Consider the following 15,965-nt stretch of genomic DNA (forward strand, 5'->3'; position numbering starts at 1 on the left):
AATGAGTACTAAACAAAATAAAAACGGGTGGAAAGCGGCCGGCTTCGGTTTCTGGTGTGTAGTGTTGCTGGGTTGTTTTACGCACGTTGCGCGGGTAAGCGCCGATGAAGGGGCAATAAACAACTTGGAGTTTTCCACGTTGGCCGGAAATCAAGTGCAAGTGCAACTGGAAATGGATGGTCCGATAGTAGCGCCAAAAATTTTCCAGACCGATAATCCTTCCAGAATTGCATTGGACTTTGCCGGCGTGAAAAGTAATCTGGCAAAAAAAAGCTTCCCCATTAATCAAGGTGCTGCGGGTACTGTTTATGTAGTAGAGGCGTCGGGGCGTACTCGGGTTATTATCAATTTAATAGAAAAAGTGCCTTACGAAACTAAAGTCGAGGGCAATAAGTTTTATGTGGTGTTGAAGTCCGGCGGAACCGTTGCGGCAGTGAATCGAGTGGCACAGCAAACTCCGGCTGCCAAGGATTCGGTAATCAGCAAATTTTTGCCCGAACAAAACATCAAAAGTATCGATTTCCGGCGTGGTCCTAATGGCGAGGGACGCTTATTGCTGGGGTTGTCAGCGGCAAATACCGTCGTGGATGCCAAGCAAAATGCAGGCAAAGTGGTGTTAAGCTTTCTTAATACCAAGTTGCCCGATTCTCTAATCAAGAGTTTCGATGTATCAGACTTTGCGACGCCAGTGCAAAAAATTGAAGCCTCTCCAAGAGGCGATAGCGTCAACATTGTTATTACACCTAACAACGGCAATTACGATTACTCCTCCTATCAGTCTGATAATTTGTTGACTGTTGAGTTTCGACCTTTGACGCCAGCGGAAAAGGAAGCGCAGCAAAAAGAGAAATTCCCTTATGTTGGCAACAAGCTGTCATTAAATTTTCAAGATATTGAAGTGCGTTCAGTGCTGCAAATTCTGGCCGACTTTACCGAGCTTAATATCATTGCCGCTGATTCCGTAGCAGGCAATGTGACGCTCAGATTGAACGATGTACCTTGGGATCAGGCTTTGGAATTGATTCTAAAATCCAAAGGCTTGGCAAAAAGGCAGAATGGTAATGTGGTGATGGTGGCTCCCGTTGCCGAGATCATGAAAATCGAGCAGGAAGAACTTGATTCGAAAAAGATCTTTGAAGAACTTGAACCGTTGAAAACCGAAAATATTCAGATTAACTACGCCAGAGCCAGTGAGATTTGTGGCGTATTGATAGGCGTCGGTAACAACTCGCAAGGTGGACAATCCGGTGCGGGAGGTGGCGGCGGTGGCGGTGGATGTGGCGGCGGTGCTAGTAGTGGCGGTCAGCAGGCTGGTGTTGGTGGTGCGTCCGGTCAAGCAGGCGCCGGCGCAGGAAGTGGTATGAGATTACTTTCACCACGAGGTACAGCGATCCAGGATGCCCGGACAAACACCTTGATTATCAAGGATACGGCAAAAGCAATGGAAGATGTGCGCAGAATGATCAAGTTGTTGGACGTTCCTGTGCGTCAAGTTTTGATCGAATCGCGGATCGTGATCGCCGATACCTCCTTTGCTCAGAATTTGGGTACTAAATTTGGGGTGGCGCATAAAGCCAACGTAAATAGCGGCACCCAATATGGAATGACTGCCAGCGGTGCTGAAACTAGTGAAAATTCACAAATCTTGTCGGATTTAGGATCTGCGTTGGCGGCATCAAGTGGGGGAGCTTTGGCGCTGACTTTGGCGCGTGGCGCAGATTACTTGTTGAATCTCGAAATAAGCGCGTTGCAGGATGACGGTAAGGGCGAATTGGTATCCAATCCAAGGGTAATGACCAGTGACAGGGTACAGGCTTCGATAAAGCAAGGCGTACAGATCCCTTACCAAACGCAGAGTCAGTCAACTGGGCCGGTTACTCAATTGGTTGATGCGGTATTGGAGCTGAATGTCACACCACAAATTACCCCAAGCGGTAGTGTGATTATGCAGTTGGACATTAAAAAAGATTCTCCCGGTACTCCATTGGCGACGGGCGGCAATGCCACTGTGCCTATCGATACCAGGCAGTTGAAAACCAAAGTTCAGGTTGAAGACGGCGAGACAGTGGTATTGGGTGGTATCTATGAGTCAACTGTCCAAGAGTCCTACAATACTGTGCCTTGGGTGTCGGACTTGCCGGTGATTGGCTGGATGTTCAAGAAAAGTGTCAAGAATGATACTAAAAAAGAATTATTGGTGTTTATTACCCCTAAAGTTGTGAAAGAGTCTATGACGGCAAAATGATTTGTTGCTTGGTCGGTTAGCAAAAAGGGGCGTCAAGCCCCTTTTTTTGTGCTTTGCGGAGATTGCGTGGCTGCCAGTGTTCGTTCTTTTACGGCGTGGGCTATGCTATATTCCGCGTTCATTATCCAATCGTTACGAATATGACGACAAACAATGTTTTAACCCTAGTTCTCTGGGCGCTGCTGTTGCAGGCCTGCGGCCAAACCGGGCCGCTATACATGCCCGATAGCCCACCGCCTATATACGTACCTAAACAAGACAAATAAGCCATGGATTTTTTTAATTATCGGCAACACAAGCTGTTTGCCGAAAGCATTTCTGTTGACGAAATTGCCGAAAACTACGGCACACCCTGTTATGTCTACTCGCGAGCTACTCTGGAAAGACATTGGCAAGCCTTCGATCAAGGCTTTGCCGGTCATCCTCATCTTATTTGTTATGCCGTAAAAGCAAACTCAAATATTGCTATTCTCAATCTGTTGGCCCGGCTGGGGTCCGGATTCGATATCGTATCGCTAGGTGAGCTGCAGCGGGTGTTGGCAGCGGGTGGTAGTCCTGACAGAATTGTGTTTTCCGGCGTCGGTAAGCGCGAAGACGAAATCTTGGCGGCGCTGAAAATTGGTATACGCTGCTTTAATGTCGAGGTCAGCGGTGAGTTGGATCGTATCAACCGTTTAGCCGGTGAATTGGGTGTTGTCGCGCCTGTGTCTTTCCGGGTTAATCCTGATGTTGACGCCAAGACTCATCCCTATATTTCCACCGGGTTGAAGGAGAATAAATTCGGGATCGATATCAAGCAAGCCATTCACGAATATAAGCGCGCCGCGCAGATGCCGAATATCAAAATTGTTGGTATCGATTGCCATATTGGCTCCCAATTGACGGAAACAGTACCGTTTCTGGATGCGTTGGATAGGGTGCTGGCCTTGGTTGATGAACTGCGCGGGGAAGGTATTGAATTGCACCACCTTGACTTAGGGGGAGGGCTGGGTATTTGTTATCGCGATGAGCAACCGCCGCAGCCTTCCGAGTATATCGCCGCTTTGCTGCAGCGTTTGGAGGGGCGAAATTTTGAAATCCTACTGGAACCGGGGCGGGCAATTGTCGGTAATGCCGGAATATTGTTAACCAGAGTGGAGTACCTTAAGCCGGCGGATAATAAAAACTTTGCCATTGTCGATGCGGCGATGAATGATCTGGTCAGGCCGGCTTTATACGGGGCATGGCAGGAAATTATTCCCGCGAATGCCGACAGCGGTCAGCCCGAGTTGGAATGGGATATTGTCGGCCCGGTTTGCGAGACGGGCGACTTTTTAGGGAAGGCTAGGTTATTGAAGTTGAAGCAAGGAGATCTATTAGCGGTTCGTTCGGCGGGCGCCTACGGATTTACGATGAGTTCAAACTATAACTCAAGGCCGCGAGCGGCAGAAGTGATGGTGGATGGTGACAAAACGCATCTTATTCGAGCCCGAGAAACTTTGGATCAATTGTGGGTTGGCGAACAACTTTTGCCTGAGTAGATATGAAGATTAATTTCACCAAAATGCAGGGCTTGGGCAATGATTTTGTCGTGATCGACGCCATAAACCAGCCAATCCAATTGACTATAGAACAGATTCGATTTTTGGCGGATCGTCATTTTGGCGTGGGTTGCGATCAATTGTTGTTTGTGGAAAAGCCGATTAGCGCCAATGCCGAATTTAAATACCGGATCTTTAATGCTGACGGCAGTGAGGTTGCTCAGTGCGGAAATGGTGCGCGTTGCTTTGCTCGCTTCGTGCGCGACAAAGGCTTAAGCAATAAAGACGAAATTATTGTCGATACTGATGCGAGACAGCTAGCACTAAGGTTTGATGCTGGAGGTTTGATCACCGTTGACATGGGCGTTCCGGCGCTCGAACCTAAGCAAATACCGTTAAATGTTTCCGAGCAGTCCAAGCTGTATAAAGTGAAGTTGGCGGAGGGCGAAATCGAGTTCGCAGCCGTATCAATGGGAAATCCTCATGTGGTTATTCTGGTCGAGGATGTGGTGAGCGCACCCGTGCTAACGATTGGTGCTCGGCTGGAGTGTCATGAGTTATTTCCGGAGCGAGCCAATATTGGTTTCATGCAAATTATTAATCGCCGGCAAATAGAGTTGCGAGTTTACGAGCGAGGGGCGGCAGAGACTTTGGCGTGTGGTAGCGGTGCTTGTGCCGCCGTTGTGGCGGGTATCGAGCAAGGTTTGTTGGATCAGGAAGTTCAAGTTCACTTGCCTGGCGGGGAATTAACTATTAGCTGGGTTGGGAACGGCCTCCCTGTTCTGATGACGGGGGCGGCTACCACGGTATTCGAGGGGCAAATAACGCTATGAGCAGTGAACCAAAAGTCTTATTGACCGAAGCCCGTGTTAAGGCTTATTTGCAAGATCATCCCGAATTTTTTCAGAATCATCTGGATTTGCTGGAGAAGATGCACATACCTCACCCTAGCGGAAACGCGATATCGTTAATTTCCAAACAACTGGAGATTTTCAGGGCAAAGCACCAGGAGCAAGAAAATCAATTGACCGCATTGATTGACATTGCTCGGGAAAATGACGCGTCATTCAATCGTATGCATGAGTTGACGCTAGCCATGCTGGAGGCAAATTCCTTGGAAGATGCGGTAGCCAATTTAAGCGAAGTCTTGGCCGAATGTTTTGTCACTGATTTCGTGGCCATTAAGATCATCAAAGAGCAACCGCTATCGCCAATCAGTAATTTATTTGTTGGAGTAGATGATGCTAATTTGAAGCATTTTTCCAATGAATTAGCGACAAACCAGCCAAAATGTGGTCGGCCGACCTTGGCCCAATCTAGATTTTTATTCGGTGATGTGGCCACTGAAGTCCGCTCGTGCGCAATCATACCAATGGTGTTTACGCAGCTTGATGGGTTGTTGGCAATTGGTAGCCGCGATGAGTCACGGTTTCACTACAGTATGGGTAGCATATTTTTAACCCAAATGAGCGAGATTATTGGGACGCGCCTTATTTCATTGCTACAGCAAATGGATTAAGTGTCATGCATGCCGAAGCGGATGATGCCTTACAGTTGTATTTTTGCTATTTAGTTTCGGAAAAGCGCGTTTCAGCGCATACGTCGGCGAATTACCGGCGGGATTTAAAGCGCTTTCAAAGTTTCTGCGATATGCAAGGACTTGTGTTTTGGCAGCACGTGCTGGATCGCGATGTGCGGAAATATATTGCCGGGCGCCATAAAAATGGTATAGGGAGCAAAACGATTCAACGTGAGCTTGCGGCGCTGCGTAGTTTTTATAGGTTTTTGCTCAAAACTAACAAAGTGGAGAGTAACCCTGCTCAGCATGTACAGGCGCCTAAGGTATCCAAACGGCTCCCTCATGTGTTGGATGTCGACCAGATGACAGGGATGTTAAATGCAATGCCGGATTCGGTTTTGGAAGTCAGGGATTTGGCAATGTTCGAACTGTTTTATTCCTCTGGAGTGCGGCTCAGTGAATTGGTAATGCTTGATCGATCAGACATCGATTTTACCGAAGGTTTTTTGAGGGTTAGATTTGGTAAAGGCGGCAAGCAAAGACAGCTGCCCGTTGGTAAGAAAGCCCTTGATGCACTTAAGACTTGGTTGGTAAGTCGACCCGACGGGATTGGCGAGGCAGTGTTTGTTTCTTTAGAGGGGCGCCGTTTGTCGCAAAGAAGTGTGCAGCTTAGATTGGATCGTTGGGGTAAAAAAAACGGAATAGCCGAGCATCTTCATCCTCATATGTTAAGGCATTCTTTCGCAAGCCATCTTCTTGAGGCTAGTCAAGATATTAGGGCAGTCCAAGAATTGCTAGGGCATAGCAATATATCGACGACGCAGATATACACACATTTGGATTTTCAGCATTTAGCGGCCGTATATGATCAAGCGCATCCGCGCTCGCGCAAAGGCTGAAGGGTGCTGAGTAAAATAGTGCTTGACGCCTAGAGTTTGTATGACTAGAATGGACGGCTCTTCACTGCTAAAGCAACTTGGTTTTGGTGGTAAAGCGGTCGGCTTGGTTCGGCGGGTTTGAGGCTGTTGATTGGTGGATTCGTTTTTTTTTTTTGGTGTTTCGGTTTTTTGAAATGACTTAAAAATAAATTTGACAGAAACTGAAAACGCTGTAGAATACGTCGGCTCAACAGGGCAAAGTGCTCTGGCTCTTTAACAAACTAAATCGAAATAATTTGTGTGGGTATGTGTGATGGCGATGCTCTGTTATAGAGATAGTCGACACAGAAACCACGTCAATTCGCAAGAAAAGATGTTCTGTAGTCGAGCCAAGATTGGTTACTAATCTTGTTTAGTAACAAGTTAAAATTAAACTGAAGAGTTTGATCATGGCTCAGATTGAACGCTGGCGGTATGCTTAACACATGCAAGTCGAACGGTAGCAGGCCTTCGGGCGCTGACGAGTGGCGGACGGGTGAGTAATGCATAGGAATCTGCCTATTAGTGGGGGACAACGTGGGGAAACTCACGCTAATACCGCATACGCCCTACGGGGGAAAGCTGGGGATCTTCGGACCTGGCGCTAATAGATGAGCCTATGTTGGATTAGCTAGTTGGTAGGGTAATGGCCTACCAAGGCGACGATCCATAGCTGGTCTGAGAGGATGATCAGCCACACTGGGACTGAGACACGGCCCAGACTCCTACGGGAGGCAGCAGTGGGGAATATTGGACAATGGGCGAAAGCCTGATCCAGCAATACCGCGTGTGTGAAGAAGGCCTGAGGGTTGTAAAGCACTTTCAATAGGAAGGAATACCTATCGGTTAATACCCGGTAGACTGACATTACCTATACAAGAAGCACCGGCTAACTCCGTGCCAGCAGCCGCGGTAATACGGAGGGTGCAAGCGTTAATCGGAATTACTGGGCGTAAAGCGTGCGTAGGCGGCTTGTTCAGTCAGATGTGAAAGCCCTGGGCTTAACCTGGGAACTGCATTTGATACTGGCAGGCTAGAGTTTAGTAGAGGGGAGTGGAATTTCAGGTGTAGCGGTGAAATGCGTAGAGATCTGAAGGAACACCAGTGGCGAAGGCGGCTCCCTGGACTAAAACTGACGCTGAGGTACGAAAGCGTGGGTAGCAAACAGGATTAGATACCCTGGTAGTCCACGCCGTAAACGATGTCAACTAACTGTTGGGTTCTTAAAGAACTTAGTAGTGGAGCTAACGTATTAAGTTGACCGCCTGGGGAGTACGGCCGCAAGGCTAAAACTCAAATGAATTGACGGGGGCCCGCACAAGCGGTGGAGCATGTGGTTTAATTCGATGCAACGCGAAGAACCTTACCTACCCTTGACATGTCGAGAATCTTTCAGAGATGAGAGAGTGCCTTCGGGAACTCGAACACAGGTGCTGCATGGCTGTCGTCAGCTCGTGTCGTGAGATGTTGGGTTAAGTCCCGTAACGAGCGCAACCCTTATCCTTAGTTGCCAGCGCGTAATGGCGGGAACTCTAGGGAGACTGCCGGTGATAAACCGGAGGAAGGTGGGGACGACGTCAAGTCATCATGGCCCTTATGGGTAGGGCTACACACGTGCTACAATGGCCGGTACAGAGGGCTGCGAACTCGCGAGAGTAAGCGAATCCCAAAAAGCCGGTCCCAGTCCGGATCGCAGTCTGCAACTCGACTGCGTGAAGTCGGAATCGCTAGTAATCGCGGATCAGAATGCCGCGGTGAATACGTTCCCGGGCCTTGTACACACCGCCCGTCACACCATGGGAGTGGGTTGCAAAAGAAGTAGGTAGTTTAACCTTCGGGAGGGCGCTTACCACTTTGTGATTCATGACTGGGGTGAAGTCGTAACAAGGTAGCCCTAGGGGAACCTGGGGCTGGATCACCTCCTTACAAAGACAGAGTAACTGTCATACGTACTCACAACAAATTATTTCGATTGAAAGACGCACCTGGGTCTGTAGCTCAGTTGGTTAGAGCGCACCCCTGATAAGGGTGAGGTCGGAGGTTCAACTCCTCCCAGACCCACCAACGCATAAAAGGCGAAAGCGACAAGGCGAATACGAACAGACAATGATTCTGGCTAGAGTGGAACATTGGGCGAAGTCGGATTTTGGCTTGAGTCTTGGTCTTTAGTCTGTTTTAGGGGCCATAGCTCAGCTGGGAGAGCGCCTGCCTTGCACGCAGGAGGTCGGGAGTTCGATCCTCCCTGGCTCCACCATCATGCTGAACGCTGAGGGTAAACCAGTTCGTCATAAGTAGATAGTCGATGTTAGGACGTCAGCGCTATAAGGTTTTATCTCAATGAGTAGATAAAGACTTTATAGCATTGGTATTCGTACCGATAGCTCTTTAACAATATGGAAATCTGTAACTATAGTAACGATCAGCAATGATCGAACTAAAACGAGTTGCGGTTTGAATGACGTCATTCTCGAAAGAGAACGGCAGAGGTCAGGCAGCATGTCGTTCTCAAGCAGAAAAAATCAGCGAAAATGTCAGCTGACAGTATAACCAAAGTACAGACGTATTCGGGTTATATGGTCAAGTGAATAAGCGCATACGGTGAATGCCTAGGCAGTAAGAGGCGATGAAGGACGTTGTAGCATGCGAAAAGCTTTGGGGAGCCTGCAAACTGGCTGTGATCCAGAGATGTCCGAATGGGGAAACCCGGCGTGCATAAGCACGTCATCTTTGAGTGAATACATAGCTCACTGAAGCGAACCCGGAGAACTGAAACATCTAAGTACCCGGAGGAAAAGAAATCAACCGAGATTCCCTAAGTAGTGGCGAGCGAACGGGGACTAGCCCTTAAGCTAGGATAAGGTTAGTGGAACGGTCTGGAAAGTCCGGCGATACAGGGTGATAGCCCCGTACACGAAAACCTTTTTCTAGTGAAATCGAGTAGGTCGGAGCACGTGAAACTTTGACTGAATATGGGGGGACCATCCTCCAAGGCTAAATACTCCTTACTGACCGATAGTGAACTAGTACCGTGAGGGAAAGGCGAAAAGAACCGCGGAGAGCGGAGTGAAATAGAACCTGAAACCGTATGCGTACAAGCAGTGGGAGCCCCTTCGTGGGGTGACTGCGTACCTTTTGTATAATGGGTCAGCGACTTACATTTTGTGGCAAGCTTAACCGAATAGGGGAGGCGTAGCGAAAGCGAGTCTTAATAGGGCGTTTAGTCGCAAGGTGTAGACCCGAAACCGGGCGATCTATCCATGACCAGGCTGAAGGTTGGGTAATACTAACTGGAGGGCCGAACCCACGTCTGTTGAAAAATACGGGGATGAGTTGTGGATCGGAGTGAAAGGCTAATCAAGCTCGGAGATAGCTGGTTCTCCTCGAAAGCTATTTAGGTAGCGCCTCGTGTATCACTGCTGGGGGTAGAGCACTGTTTCGGCTAGGGGGTCATCCCGACTTACCAACCCGATGCAAACTCCGAATACCAGCAAGTGCAAGCACGGGAGACACACGGCGGGTGATAAGGTCCGTCGTGAAAAGGGAAACAGCCCAGACCGTCAGCTAAGGTCCCCAAATCTATGCTCAGTGGGAAACGATGTGGAAAGGCACAGACAGCCAGGAGGTTGGCTTAGAAGCAGCCATCCTTTAAAGAAAGCGTAATAGCTCACTGGTCGAGTCGGTCTGCGCGGAAGATTTACCGGGGCTAAGCATAGTACCGAAGCTACGGATTTGCGCGTTAAGCGTGAGTGGTAGAGGAGCGTTCCGTACGCCTGCGAAGGTCGATTGAGAAGTCGGCTGGAGGTATCGGAAGTGCGAATGCTGACATAAGTAACGATAAAGGGGGTGAAAAACCCCCTCGCCGAAAACCCAAGGTTTCCTGCGCAACGTTAATCGACGCAGGGTTAGTCGGCACCTAAGGCGAGGCTGAAAAGCGTAGTCGATGGAAAACAGGTTAATATTCCTGTACCAGTAGTAACTGCGATGGGGTGACGGAGAAGGCTATATCAGCGGTCGGTTGGAAGTGGCCGTTTAAGCAGGTAGGCATGCATCTTAGGCAAATCCGGGGTGCTTTATGCTGAGACGTGATGACGAGCGGTTCGAAAGAGCAGCGAAGTGATAGATGCCCTGCTTCCAGGAAAAACCTCTAAGCTTCAGGTTACTAGTGGCCGTACCCCAAACCGACACAGGTGGGTGGGATGAAAATTCTAAGGCGCTTGAGAGAACCCAGGTGAAGGAACTAGGCAAAATGATACCGTAACTTCGGGAGAAGGTATGCCCTCATTACGTGAAGTGACTTGCTCACGGAGCGGAAGGGGGTTGCAAAAAATCGGTGGCTGCGACTGTTTAGCAAAAACATAGCACTCTGCAAACACGAAAGTGGACGTATAGGGTGTGACGCCTGCCCGGTGCTGGAAGGTTAATTGATGGGGTTATCTTCGGAGAAGCTCTTGATCGAAGCCCCAGTAAACGGCGGCCGTAACTATAACGGTCCTAAGGTAGCGAAATTCCTTGTCGGGTAAGTTCCGACCTGCACGAATGGCGTAACGATGGCCACACTGTCTCCACCTGGGACTCAGTGAAATTGAAATCGCTGTGAAGATGCAGTGTACCCGCGGCTAGACGGAAAGACCCCGTGCACCTTTACTATAGCTTGACACTGGACTTTGAACCTACTTGTGTAGGATAGGTGGGAGGCTTTGAAGCGGGAACGCTAGTTCTCGTGGAGCCAACCTTGAAATACCACCCTGGTATGTTTGGAGTTCTAACCTCGACCCGTTATCCGGGTTAGGGACAGTGTCTGGTGGGTAGTTTGACTGGGGCGGTCTCCTCCTAAAGAGTAACGGAGGAGCACGAAGGTACCCTCAGCCTGGTCGGAAATCAGGCAATGAGTGCAATGGCATAAGGGTGCTTGACTGCGAGACGGACAAGTCGAGCAGGTACGAAAGTAGGTCATAGTGATCCGGTGGTTCTGTATGGAAGGGCCATCGCTCAACGGATAAAAGGTACGCCGGGGATAACAGGCTGATACCGCCCAAGAGTTCATATCGACGGCGGTGTTTGGCACCTCGATGTCGGCTCATCACATCCTGGGGCTGAAGCAGGTCCCAAGGGTATGGCTGTTCGCCATTTAAAGTGGTACGCGAGCTGGGTTCAGAACGTCGTGAGACAGTTCGGTCCCTATCTGCCGTGGGCGTTTGAGATTTGAGGGAAGCTGCTCCTAGTACGAGAGGACCGGAGTGGACGAACCTCTGGTGTTCCGGTTGTCATGCCAATGGCATTGCCGGGTAGCCACGTTCGGACAGGATAACCGCTGAAAGCATCTAAGCGGGAAGCCCCTCCCAAGATGAGATCTCACTGGGACTTTAAGTCCCCTGAAGGGCCGTCGGAGACTACGACGTTGATAGGCACGGTGTGGAAGTCCAGTAATGGGCGTAGCTAACGTGTACTAATTGCCCGTGAGGCTTGACCATATAACACCCAATGCGTTTGGGTAACAGTTGACAAGCTGATAACTAACTGAGAACGACAAGCTCGATACAGATTTCCATGAACAACAGGTCAGAGGCAAACTCTACGCTAAGCGTGAAAGCGGAAAGCAAGATCAGCCTAACAGCGAAAGCTTATAACCTGTGCATGATGGCTGCAACAACAGCCAAACCAGTTTGCTTGGTGAACATAGCGAGCGTGAACCACCCGATCCCATCCCGAACTCGGAAGTGAAACCGCTTAGCGCCGATGATAGTGTGGCAGGTTGCCATGTGAAAGTAGGTCATCGCCAAGCTCTTATACCAAAAGCCCCTCTAATACTAGTGGGGCTTTTTTTTGGCCTGACTACCTGCAATAGCTTCAAAATTACTACAGCGGTTGCTAGAATCAGGTTACGATAATTATTCAGTGAGTATAGTCATGAGTGTAGTAGACAGAATCCAAGCCCAATTAGCCAGTAACCCGGTAGTGTTGTACATGAAAGGTACGCCCGATTTTCCACAATGCGGGTTTTCCAGTCGGGTTGTGCAGGCATTGGAAGCCTGCAACGCCAATTACGCGCACGTTAATATATTTGAAGATCCGGAGTTGCGTGACGCGCTAAAAGAATACTCTCATTGGCCGACCTATCCGCAGCTGTATATCAAAGGCGAATTGGTGGGCGGCTGCGATATCGTCATGGATTTGTATAGCAAAGGTGAGCTAACCAATATGCTCGCTAATAGCGGAAATATTTAAACATGGTGGTCAACTTTTTTCGGATACCAATGAGCAGGTTGTTGGTCTGCTAACTTTGATGTTGACGCCGGTCAAAAATTAACCTGGGTTATTAACCTGTCCTGTCCAAGCTTTAGACAGGAGCTTAGAAGGTGATGACCATGATCTTATTTTCAAAAATCCGACGGATGTATTTCCGTCACAAACTCTCCATCAACGAGATTGCCAGGCGAACCAGCCTGTCTCGCGACGCCGTCAAAAGGTGGTTGCGAATGCCCAGTGGGACCGATCCGGTTTATAATGTAATTGTCAATAAAAACCGGACACCTGTTTAGTCCGCATCTCTAAAATACTCCCGTTCGAATTCGATCAGGGATTGATAGCCCAATGTTGAGTGTGATCTTCGGTCATTGTAAAAAGCCAAATAATCGATCACGCTCAGTTTTGCCGCTTCGTGGGTTTTGAATTTTTCGTAGTTGAGCTGCTCATGCTGCAGGCTGCGAAAAATCGTTCGGTCGGTGGGTTATCTCAACAGTTGCCTTTGCGGCTCATGCTTTGCTCCATGCGCATCACGGCTAGATGTTGTCGATATTCCCGACGCGCATATTGACTACCTCAATCCGAGTGATGCAGCAGGCCGAGCGGCGGCTTACGGCGCCAGAAGGCTATTTGCAATGCTCGTACACAAAGCGACGTGCGCATGTGTTCGTCAATCGCCCAGCCCACCACTTGCCGGGAAAACAGATCGATAACCACCGCCACATAGAGCCGCCGCTGTAGCGTCCACAGGTAGGTAATATCGGTCGTCCATACTTGATTGGGCTCAGCGCCTTGAAATTGCCGATCCAATCGGTTGGGCGAAATGGCCTCGCTGTGGTTGCTATCCGTGGTGACTTTAAACCGTTTGGGGTAGCGAACCTTCAATTTCAAGTCCCGCATGATCCTCCGAGTTTTGAAACGACCAACGGCAAACCTTATTTTTGCGATCGATTCGCTAAACGACGCGAACGAGATATAGTCAAATCTGGTGTATAGCTGATTTTAATCAGGCGGCCATCTGCTGTGTTTCTTCTGCATTCTATGATTTTTTGATCAGGAGTGCGTATGGCCGTAACCCCGAAATGGCGTCAACATATTGAAAGATGGCAAAGCAGTGGTTTGTCTCAGGCCGAGTATTGTGCGCAGCAAGACATCAATGTCCGAACATTTGCTGCGAGGCTGTGCGACTATCGCAAACGGCCGGTGACCGAGTCGGTGGCTTTAGTGCCAGTGTAGATGGCGCCGGCTGAGCCTACTTCTGTGGTGGCACCGGCGGTAGCGGCCATAGTCTTTACCCATGTCCAAGGTCATCGCTTGGAACTTTCGTCTTCGGTGCCGGCGGCTTGGGTGGCCGAGTTGTTACGAGGTCTGGCTTGATCGATTACCCCGGGCAGATTTGGTTGACGGTGACGCCAGTGGATAGGCGTCGGGGTCTGGATGGCTTATCGGCCATCGTCCAGCAGTGTCTGGGTCATGCACCCTGTGCCGGATCGGCCTTTATCTTTCGTAATCGGGCCGGCAACCGCTTGCGTCTGTTGCTGTGGGACGGCAATGGCGTTTGGTTATGTCAGCGCCGGCTGCATCAGGGCCGTTTTGTTTGGCCCAAGGTGGGCGATGCGGTGTTTGCCCTGACGCAGGCGGAATACCCAAAGGGCATAAATGGCACTGGCTGGTCGCCGGTGTCGATTAGCAACGCTTATCCGCTCGGCCCCCAGCAGACTGGCAGGTGTGAATGCGGGGTAAACGGGGTGCTAAACACCGCTGAAAGCCAGTCATATCAAGGCTTTCAGAGAGGATTGCGGTATAATATCGCCATGAATCCGCTGGCAAAACTGGAACAATTGAATCTGGAGCCGACCGCCAAAACCGAAGTGGCGGCGATGCTTCAGGCGCTGATCGATCAGACAGCCCAGGATGTCACAGTTATCCAAGCCAAAGACGCCATCATTCACGCCAAAGAGGTCAAAATCGGCGCGCTGACGCATGAGTTGGCGTATTACAGACGCATCCCTTCAGCACTAAAAGCGAAGCCCTGGCTCCGTTACAGCGAGATGTGTTCGAGGAAACCTGGAACGCCGACCTCTCGGCGATTGATGAGGAAGTCGAACAACTCCGGGATGAGCAACCCTGCGACACCGTCGCTCGCCCCAAACGCCTTCGCGCCGGCAGAAAAATGCTCCTGCATTTTCTGCATTCGCCACATCCCTGTGGCTTGTCGGCAGCCGTTACCCGAGCATTTGCCTCGCATCGAACATCGCCATGAGCCTGAGTCTTGCGCCTGCGGACACTGCGGTAAAGACTTGGTCAAAACCTGTGCTGAGCTTGCCGAAGTATCGGCGAAGATGTGACCGAGCAATTGGACGTGGAGCCGGCGAAGTTTTTCGTGCATCGGCATTTATGCCCTGTGGGTACATACGCCCGCAATACGCCTGCCGCGCGTGCGAAACCATCACCGCAGCACCGATTCCTCCGGCAGTGATCGATGGCGGCATGGCCGCCGTAGGTTTACTCACCTGGGTAATGATCGGCAAATACCTGGATCATCTGCCGCTGTACCGGCTGGAGCAAATCGCCGCGCGTGACGGGGTTATCTTATCCCGCTCCACGCTGGCTGACTGGGTCGGACGACTCGGTGTCGCTTTAGCGCCCTTGGCCGACCGCTTGGCTTGGCATCTTCGTCAACGCACCAGTCTGCACGCCGACGAAACCCCAGTGCCGCAACTCGATCCCGGCCATGGCAAAACCAAGAAAGCCTATCTGTGGGCCTATCGCAGCAACGACGTGCAGCCAGGGGCCAAAATCATCGTCTCCGACTACCAAACCGGTCGCGGCGGCCGATATGCTCAGCAGTTTCTGGGTCACTGGCACGGCCATTTACTGGTGGATGACTACGCTGGCTACAAAGCCTTGTTTGCCGCTGCTCGCGCGCATCCCGAATCGCAACACCGGCTCGAACCCTGCATTGAGCTGAGCTGCATGGCGCATGCGCGGCGCAAATTCTTCGATCTGTTTCAAGCCAGCCAGAGCCCCGTCGCGCAAGAAGCGCTGAACCGCATCGCCAAGCTGTACGCCATTGAAACCGAAGGCCGCCAGATGACAGCCGACCAGCGCAAACAACTACGCGCCGAAAATTGCGTACACATCCTAGCTGGATTGCACGACTGGCTACAGCAAACCCGTTTGCGCACCGCGCCCAATAGCGCCACGGCCAAAGCCATCGACTACAGCTTGAAACGCTGGGAGGCCTTAAGCCGTTACGCCAAAACAGGCGACCTGCCTATCGACAATAATCCGGTCGAGAACAGCATTCGCCCCATTGCCTTGGGCAAAAAGAATTGGCTGTTCGCCGGCTCCGAACGCGCCGGACAGCGGGCGGCCGTTATTCAAACCTTGCTCGGCACCGCGAAACTGAATGGCCTCGATCTGGCCGCCTGGCTAAAACACACCCTGGAAAAACTCCCCACTTGGCCCAACAGCCGAATCGATGAGCTTCTACCGTTCAGTAGCATAAATTAAATCAT

The 15,965-nt window shown here is 50.4% G+C and carries 11 protein-coding genes, 2 tRNA genes, 3 rRNA genes and 2 pseudogenes; 16 read left to right on the plus strand and 2 right to left on the minus strand.

All coding sequences use genetic code 11. From position 1 onward, the window contains the following. Position 1 precedes the first annotated feature (1 nt). The 12 genes from pilQ (at position 2) to grxD (ending at position 12,426) form a co-directional block, all read left to right on the plus strand. Complete coding sequence (gene pilQ, locus EBA_RS01110; protein WP_192372446.1) at positions 2–2,245, plus strand: type IV pilus secretin PilQ; 2,244 nt, start codon at positions 2–4, stop codon at positions 2,243–2,245. A gap of 140 nt (positions 2,246–2,385) precedes the next feature. Next, positions 2,386–2,511, plus strand: coding sequence for an LPS translocon maturation chaperone LptM (gene lptM / locus EBA_RS24830; RefSeq protein WP_192372448.1), 126 nt, complete (start codon positions 2,386–2,388; stop codon positions 2,509–2,511). 3 nt (positions 2,512–2,514) lie between these two features. Continuing rightward, complete coding sequence (gene lysA / locus EBA_RS01120; RefSeq protein ID WP_192372451.1) at positions 2,515–3,765, plus strand: diaminopimelate decarboxylase; 1,251 nt, start codon at positions 2,515–2,517, stop codon at positions 3,763–3,765. 2 nt (positions 3,766–3,767) lie between these two features. Beyond that, the gene (gene dapF, locus EBA_RS01125; RefSeq protein ID WP_192372453.1) at positions 3,768–4,598 is read left to right on the plus strand and encodes a diaminopimelate epimerase; all 831 of its coding nucleotides are present in this window, start codon (positions 3,768–3,770) and stop codon (positions 4,596–4,598) included. Continuing rightward, a complete protein-coding gene (locus EBA_RS01130; RefSeq protein WP_192372455.1) occupies positions 4,595–5,284 on the plus strand; it encodes a DUF484 family protein in 690 nt (229 codons plus the stop codon). The genes dapF and EBA_RS01130 overlap by 4 nt, the downstream gene beginning before the upstream one ends. Positions 5,285–5,289: 5 nt before the next feature. After that, on the plus strand, positions 5,290–6,183 hold the full coding sequence (gene xerC / locus EBA_RS01135) for a tyrosine recombinase XerC (protein WP_192372457.1): 894 nt from the start codon (positions 5,290–5,292) through the stop codon (positions 6,181–6,183). Positions 6,184–6,593: 410 nt separating this feature from the next. Continuing rightward, a 16S ribosomal RNA gene (locus tag EBA_RS01140) occupies positions 6,594–8,127 on the plus strand. Positions 8,128–8,188: 61 nt separating this feature from the next. Beyond that, positions 8,189–8,265 (plus strand) — tRNA-Ile (locus tag EBA_RS01145). Between the two features lie 114 nt (positions 8,266–8,379). Beyond that, positions 8,380–8,455 (plus strand) — tRNA-Ala (locus tag EBA_RS01150). Positions 8,456–8,776: 321 nt separating this feature from the next. After that, positions 8,777–11,672: ribosomal RNA gene (locus tag EBA_RS01155) — 23S ribosomal RNA — on the plus strand. A gap of 195 nt (positions 11,673–11,867) precedes the next feature. Then, positions 11,868–11,983: ribosomal RNA gene (gene rrf, locus EBA_RS01160) — 5S ribosomal RNA — on the plus strand. The 16S, 23S and 5S rRNA genes sit together here with 2 tRNA genes alongside, the layout of an rRNA operon. 125 nt (positions 11,984–12,108) lie before the next feature. Next, entirely contained in the window at positions 12,109–12,426 is a 318-nt protein-coding gene (grxD, locus tag EBA_RS01165; protein ID WP_192372459.1) for a Grx4 family monothiol glutaredoxin, read from the plus strand. Between the two features lie 310 nt (positions 12,427–12,736). On the opposite strand, the gene EBA_RS24835 is transcribed toward grxD, so the two are convergent. Continuing rightward, positions 12,737–12,913 carry an IS3 family transposase gene (locus EBA_RS24835; protein ID WP_192377124.1) on the minus strand — a complete coding sequence of 59 codons (177 nt, stop codon included), beginning with the start codon at positions 12,911–12,913 and terminating at the stop codon, positions 12,737–12,739. Between the two features lie 107 nt (positions 12,914–13,020). Continuing rightward, positions 13,021–13,344, minus strand: coding sequence for a DDE-type integrase/transposase/recombinase (locus tag EBA_RS01175; RefSeq protein ID WP_192372461.1), 324 nt, complete (start codon positions 13,342–13,344; stop codon positions 13,021–13,023). Positions 13,345–13,509: 165 nt separating this feature from the next. On the opposite strand from EBA_RS01175, the gene tnpA reads away from it, so the two are divergent. From tnpA to tnpC, 4 genes and pseudogenes are all read left to right on the plus strand, one after another. After that, on the plus strand, positions 13,510–13,680 hold the full coding sequence (tnpA, locus tag EBA_RS01180) for an IS66 family insertion sequence element accessory protein TnpA (protein WP_225615819.1): 171 nt from the start codon (positions 13,510–13,512) through the stop codon (positions 13,678–13,680). Further along, on the plus strand, positions 13,681–13,821 hold the full coding sequence (locus EBA_RS01185; RefSeq protein ID WP_225615821.1) for a hypothetical protein: 141 nt from the start codon (positions 13,681–13,683) through the stop codon (positions 13,819–13,821). It begins immediately after the preceding gene. A 38-nt stretch (positions 13,822–13,859) separates the two neighbouring features. Then, positions 13,860–14,060: pseudogene (gene tnpB / locus EBA_RS01190) on the plus strand (IS66 family insertion sequence element accessory protein TnpB); the annotation flags it as partial. 291 nt (positions 14,061–14,351) lie between these two features. Then, a pseudogene (gene tnpC, locus EBA_RS01195) lies at positions 14,352–15,960 on the plus strand (IS66 family transposase); the annotation flags it as partial. Between the last annotated feature and the right edge of the window lie 5 nt (positions 15,961–15,965).

It is taken from the genome of Methylomonas albis (assembly GCF_014850955.1).
Classification (GTDB): Bacteria; Pseudomonadota; Gammaproteobacteria; order Methylococcales; family Methylomonadaceae; genus Methylomonas; species Methylomonas albis.

Coding starts and splice junctions, on each gene's coding strand:
- pilQ (WP_192372446.1), top strand. CDS start 2: ATGAGTACTAAACAAAATAAAAACGGGTGGAAAGCGGCCGGCTTCGGT.
- lptM (WP_192372448.1), top strand. CDS start 2,386: ATGACGACAAACAATGTTTTAACCCTAGTTCTCTGGGCGCTGCTGTTG.
- lysA (WP_192372451.1), top strand. CDS start 2,515: ATGGATTTTTTTAATTATCGGCAACACAAGCTGTTTGCCGAAAGCATT.
- dapF (WP_192372453.1), top strand. CDS start 3,768: ATGAAGATTAATTTCACCAAAATGCAGGGCTTGGGCAATGATTTTGTC.
- EBA_RS01130 (WP_192372455.1), top strand. CDS start 4,595: ATGAGCAGTGAACCAAAAGTCTTATTGACCGAAGCCCGTGTTAAGGCT.
- xerC (WP_192372457.1), top strand. CDS start 5,290: ATGCATGCCGAAGCGGATGATGCCTTACAGTTGTATTTTTGCTATTTA.
- grxD (WP_192372459.1), top strand. CDS start 12,109: ATGAGTGTAGTAGACAGAATCCAAGCCCAATTAGCCAGTAACCCGGTA.
- EBA_RS01175 (WP_192372461.1), bottom strand. CDS start 13,344: ATGCGGGACTTGAAATTGAAGGTTCGCTACCCCAAACGGTTTAAAGTC.
- tnpA (WP_225615819.1), top strand. CDS start 13,510: ATGGCCGTAACCCCGAAATGGCGTCAACATATTGAAAGATGGCAAAGC.
- EBA_RS01185 (WP_225615821.1), top strand. CDS start 13,681: ATGGCGCCGGCTGAGCCTACTTCTGTGGTGGCACCGGCGGTAGCGGCC.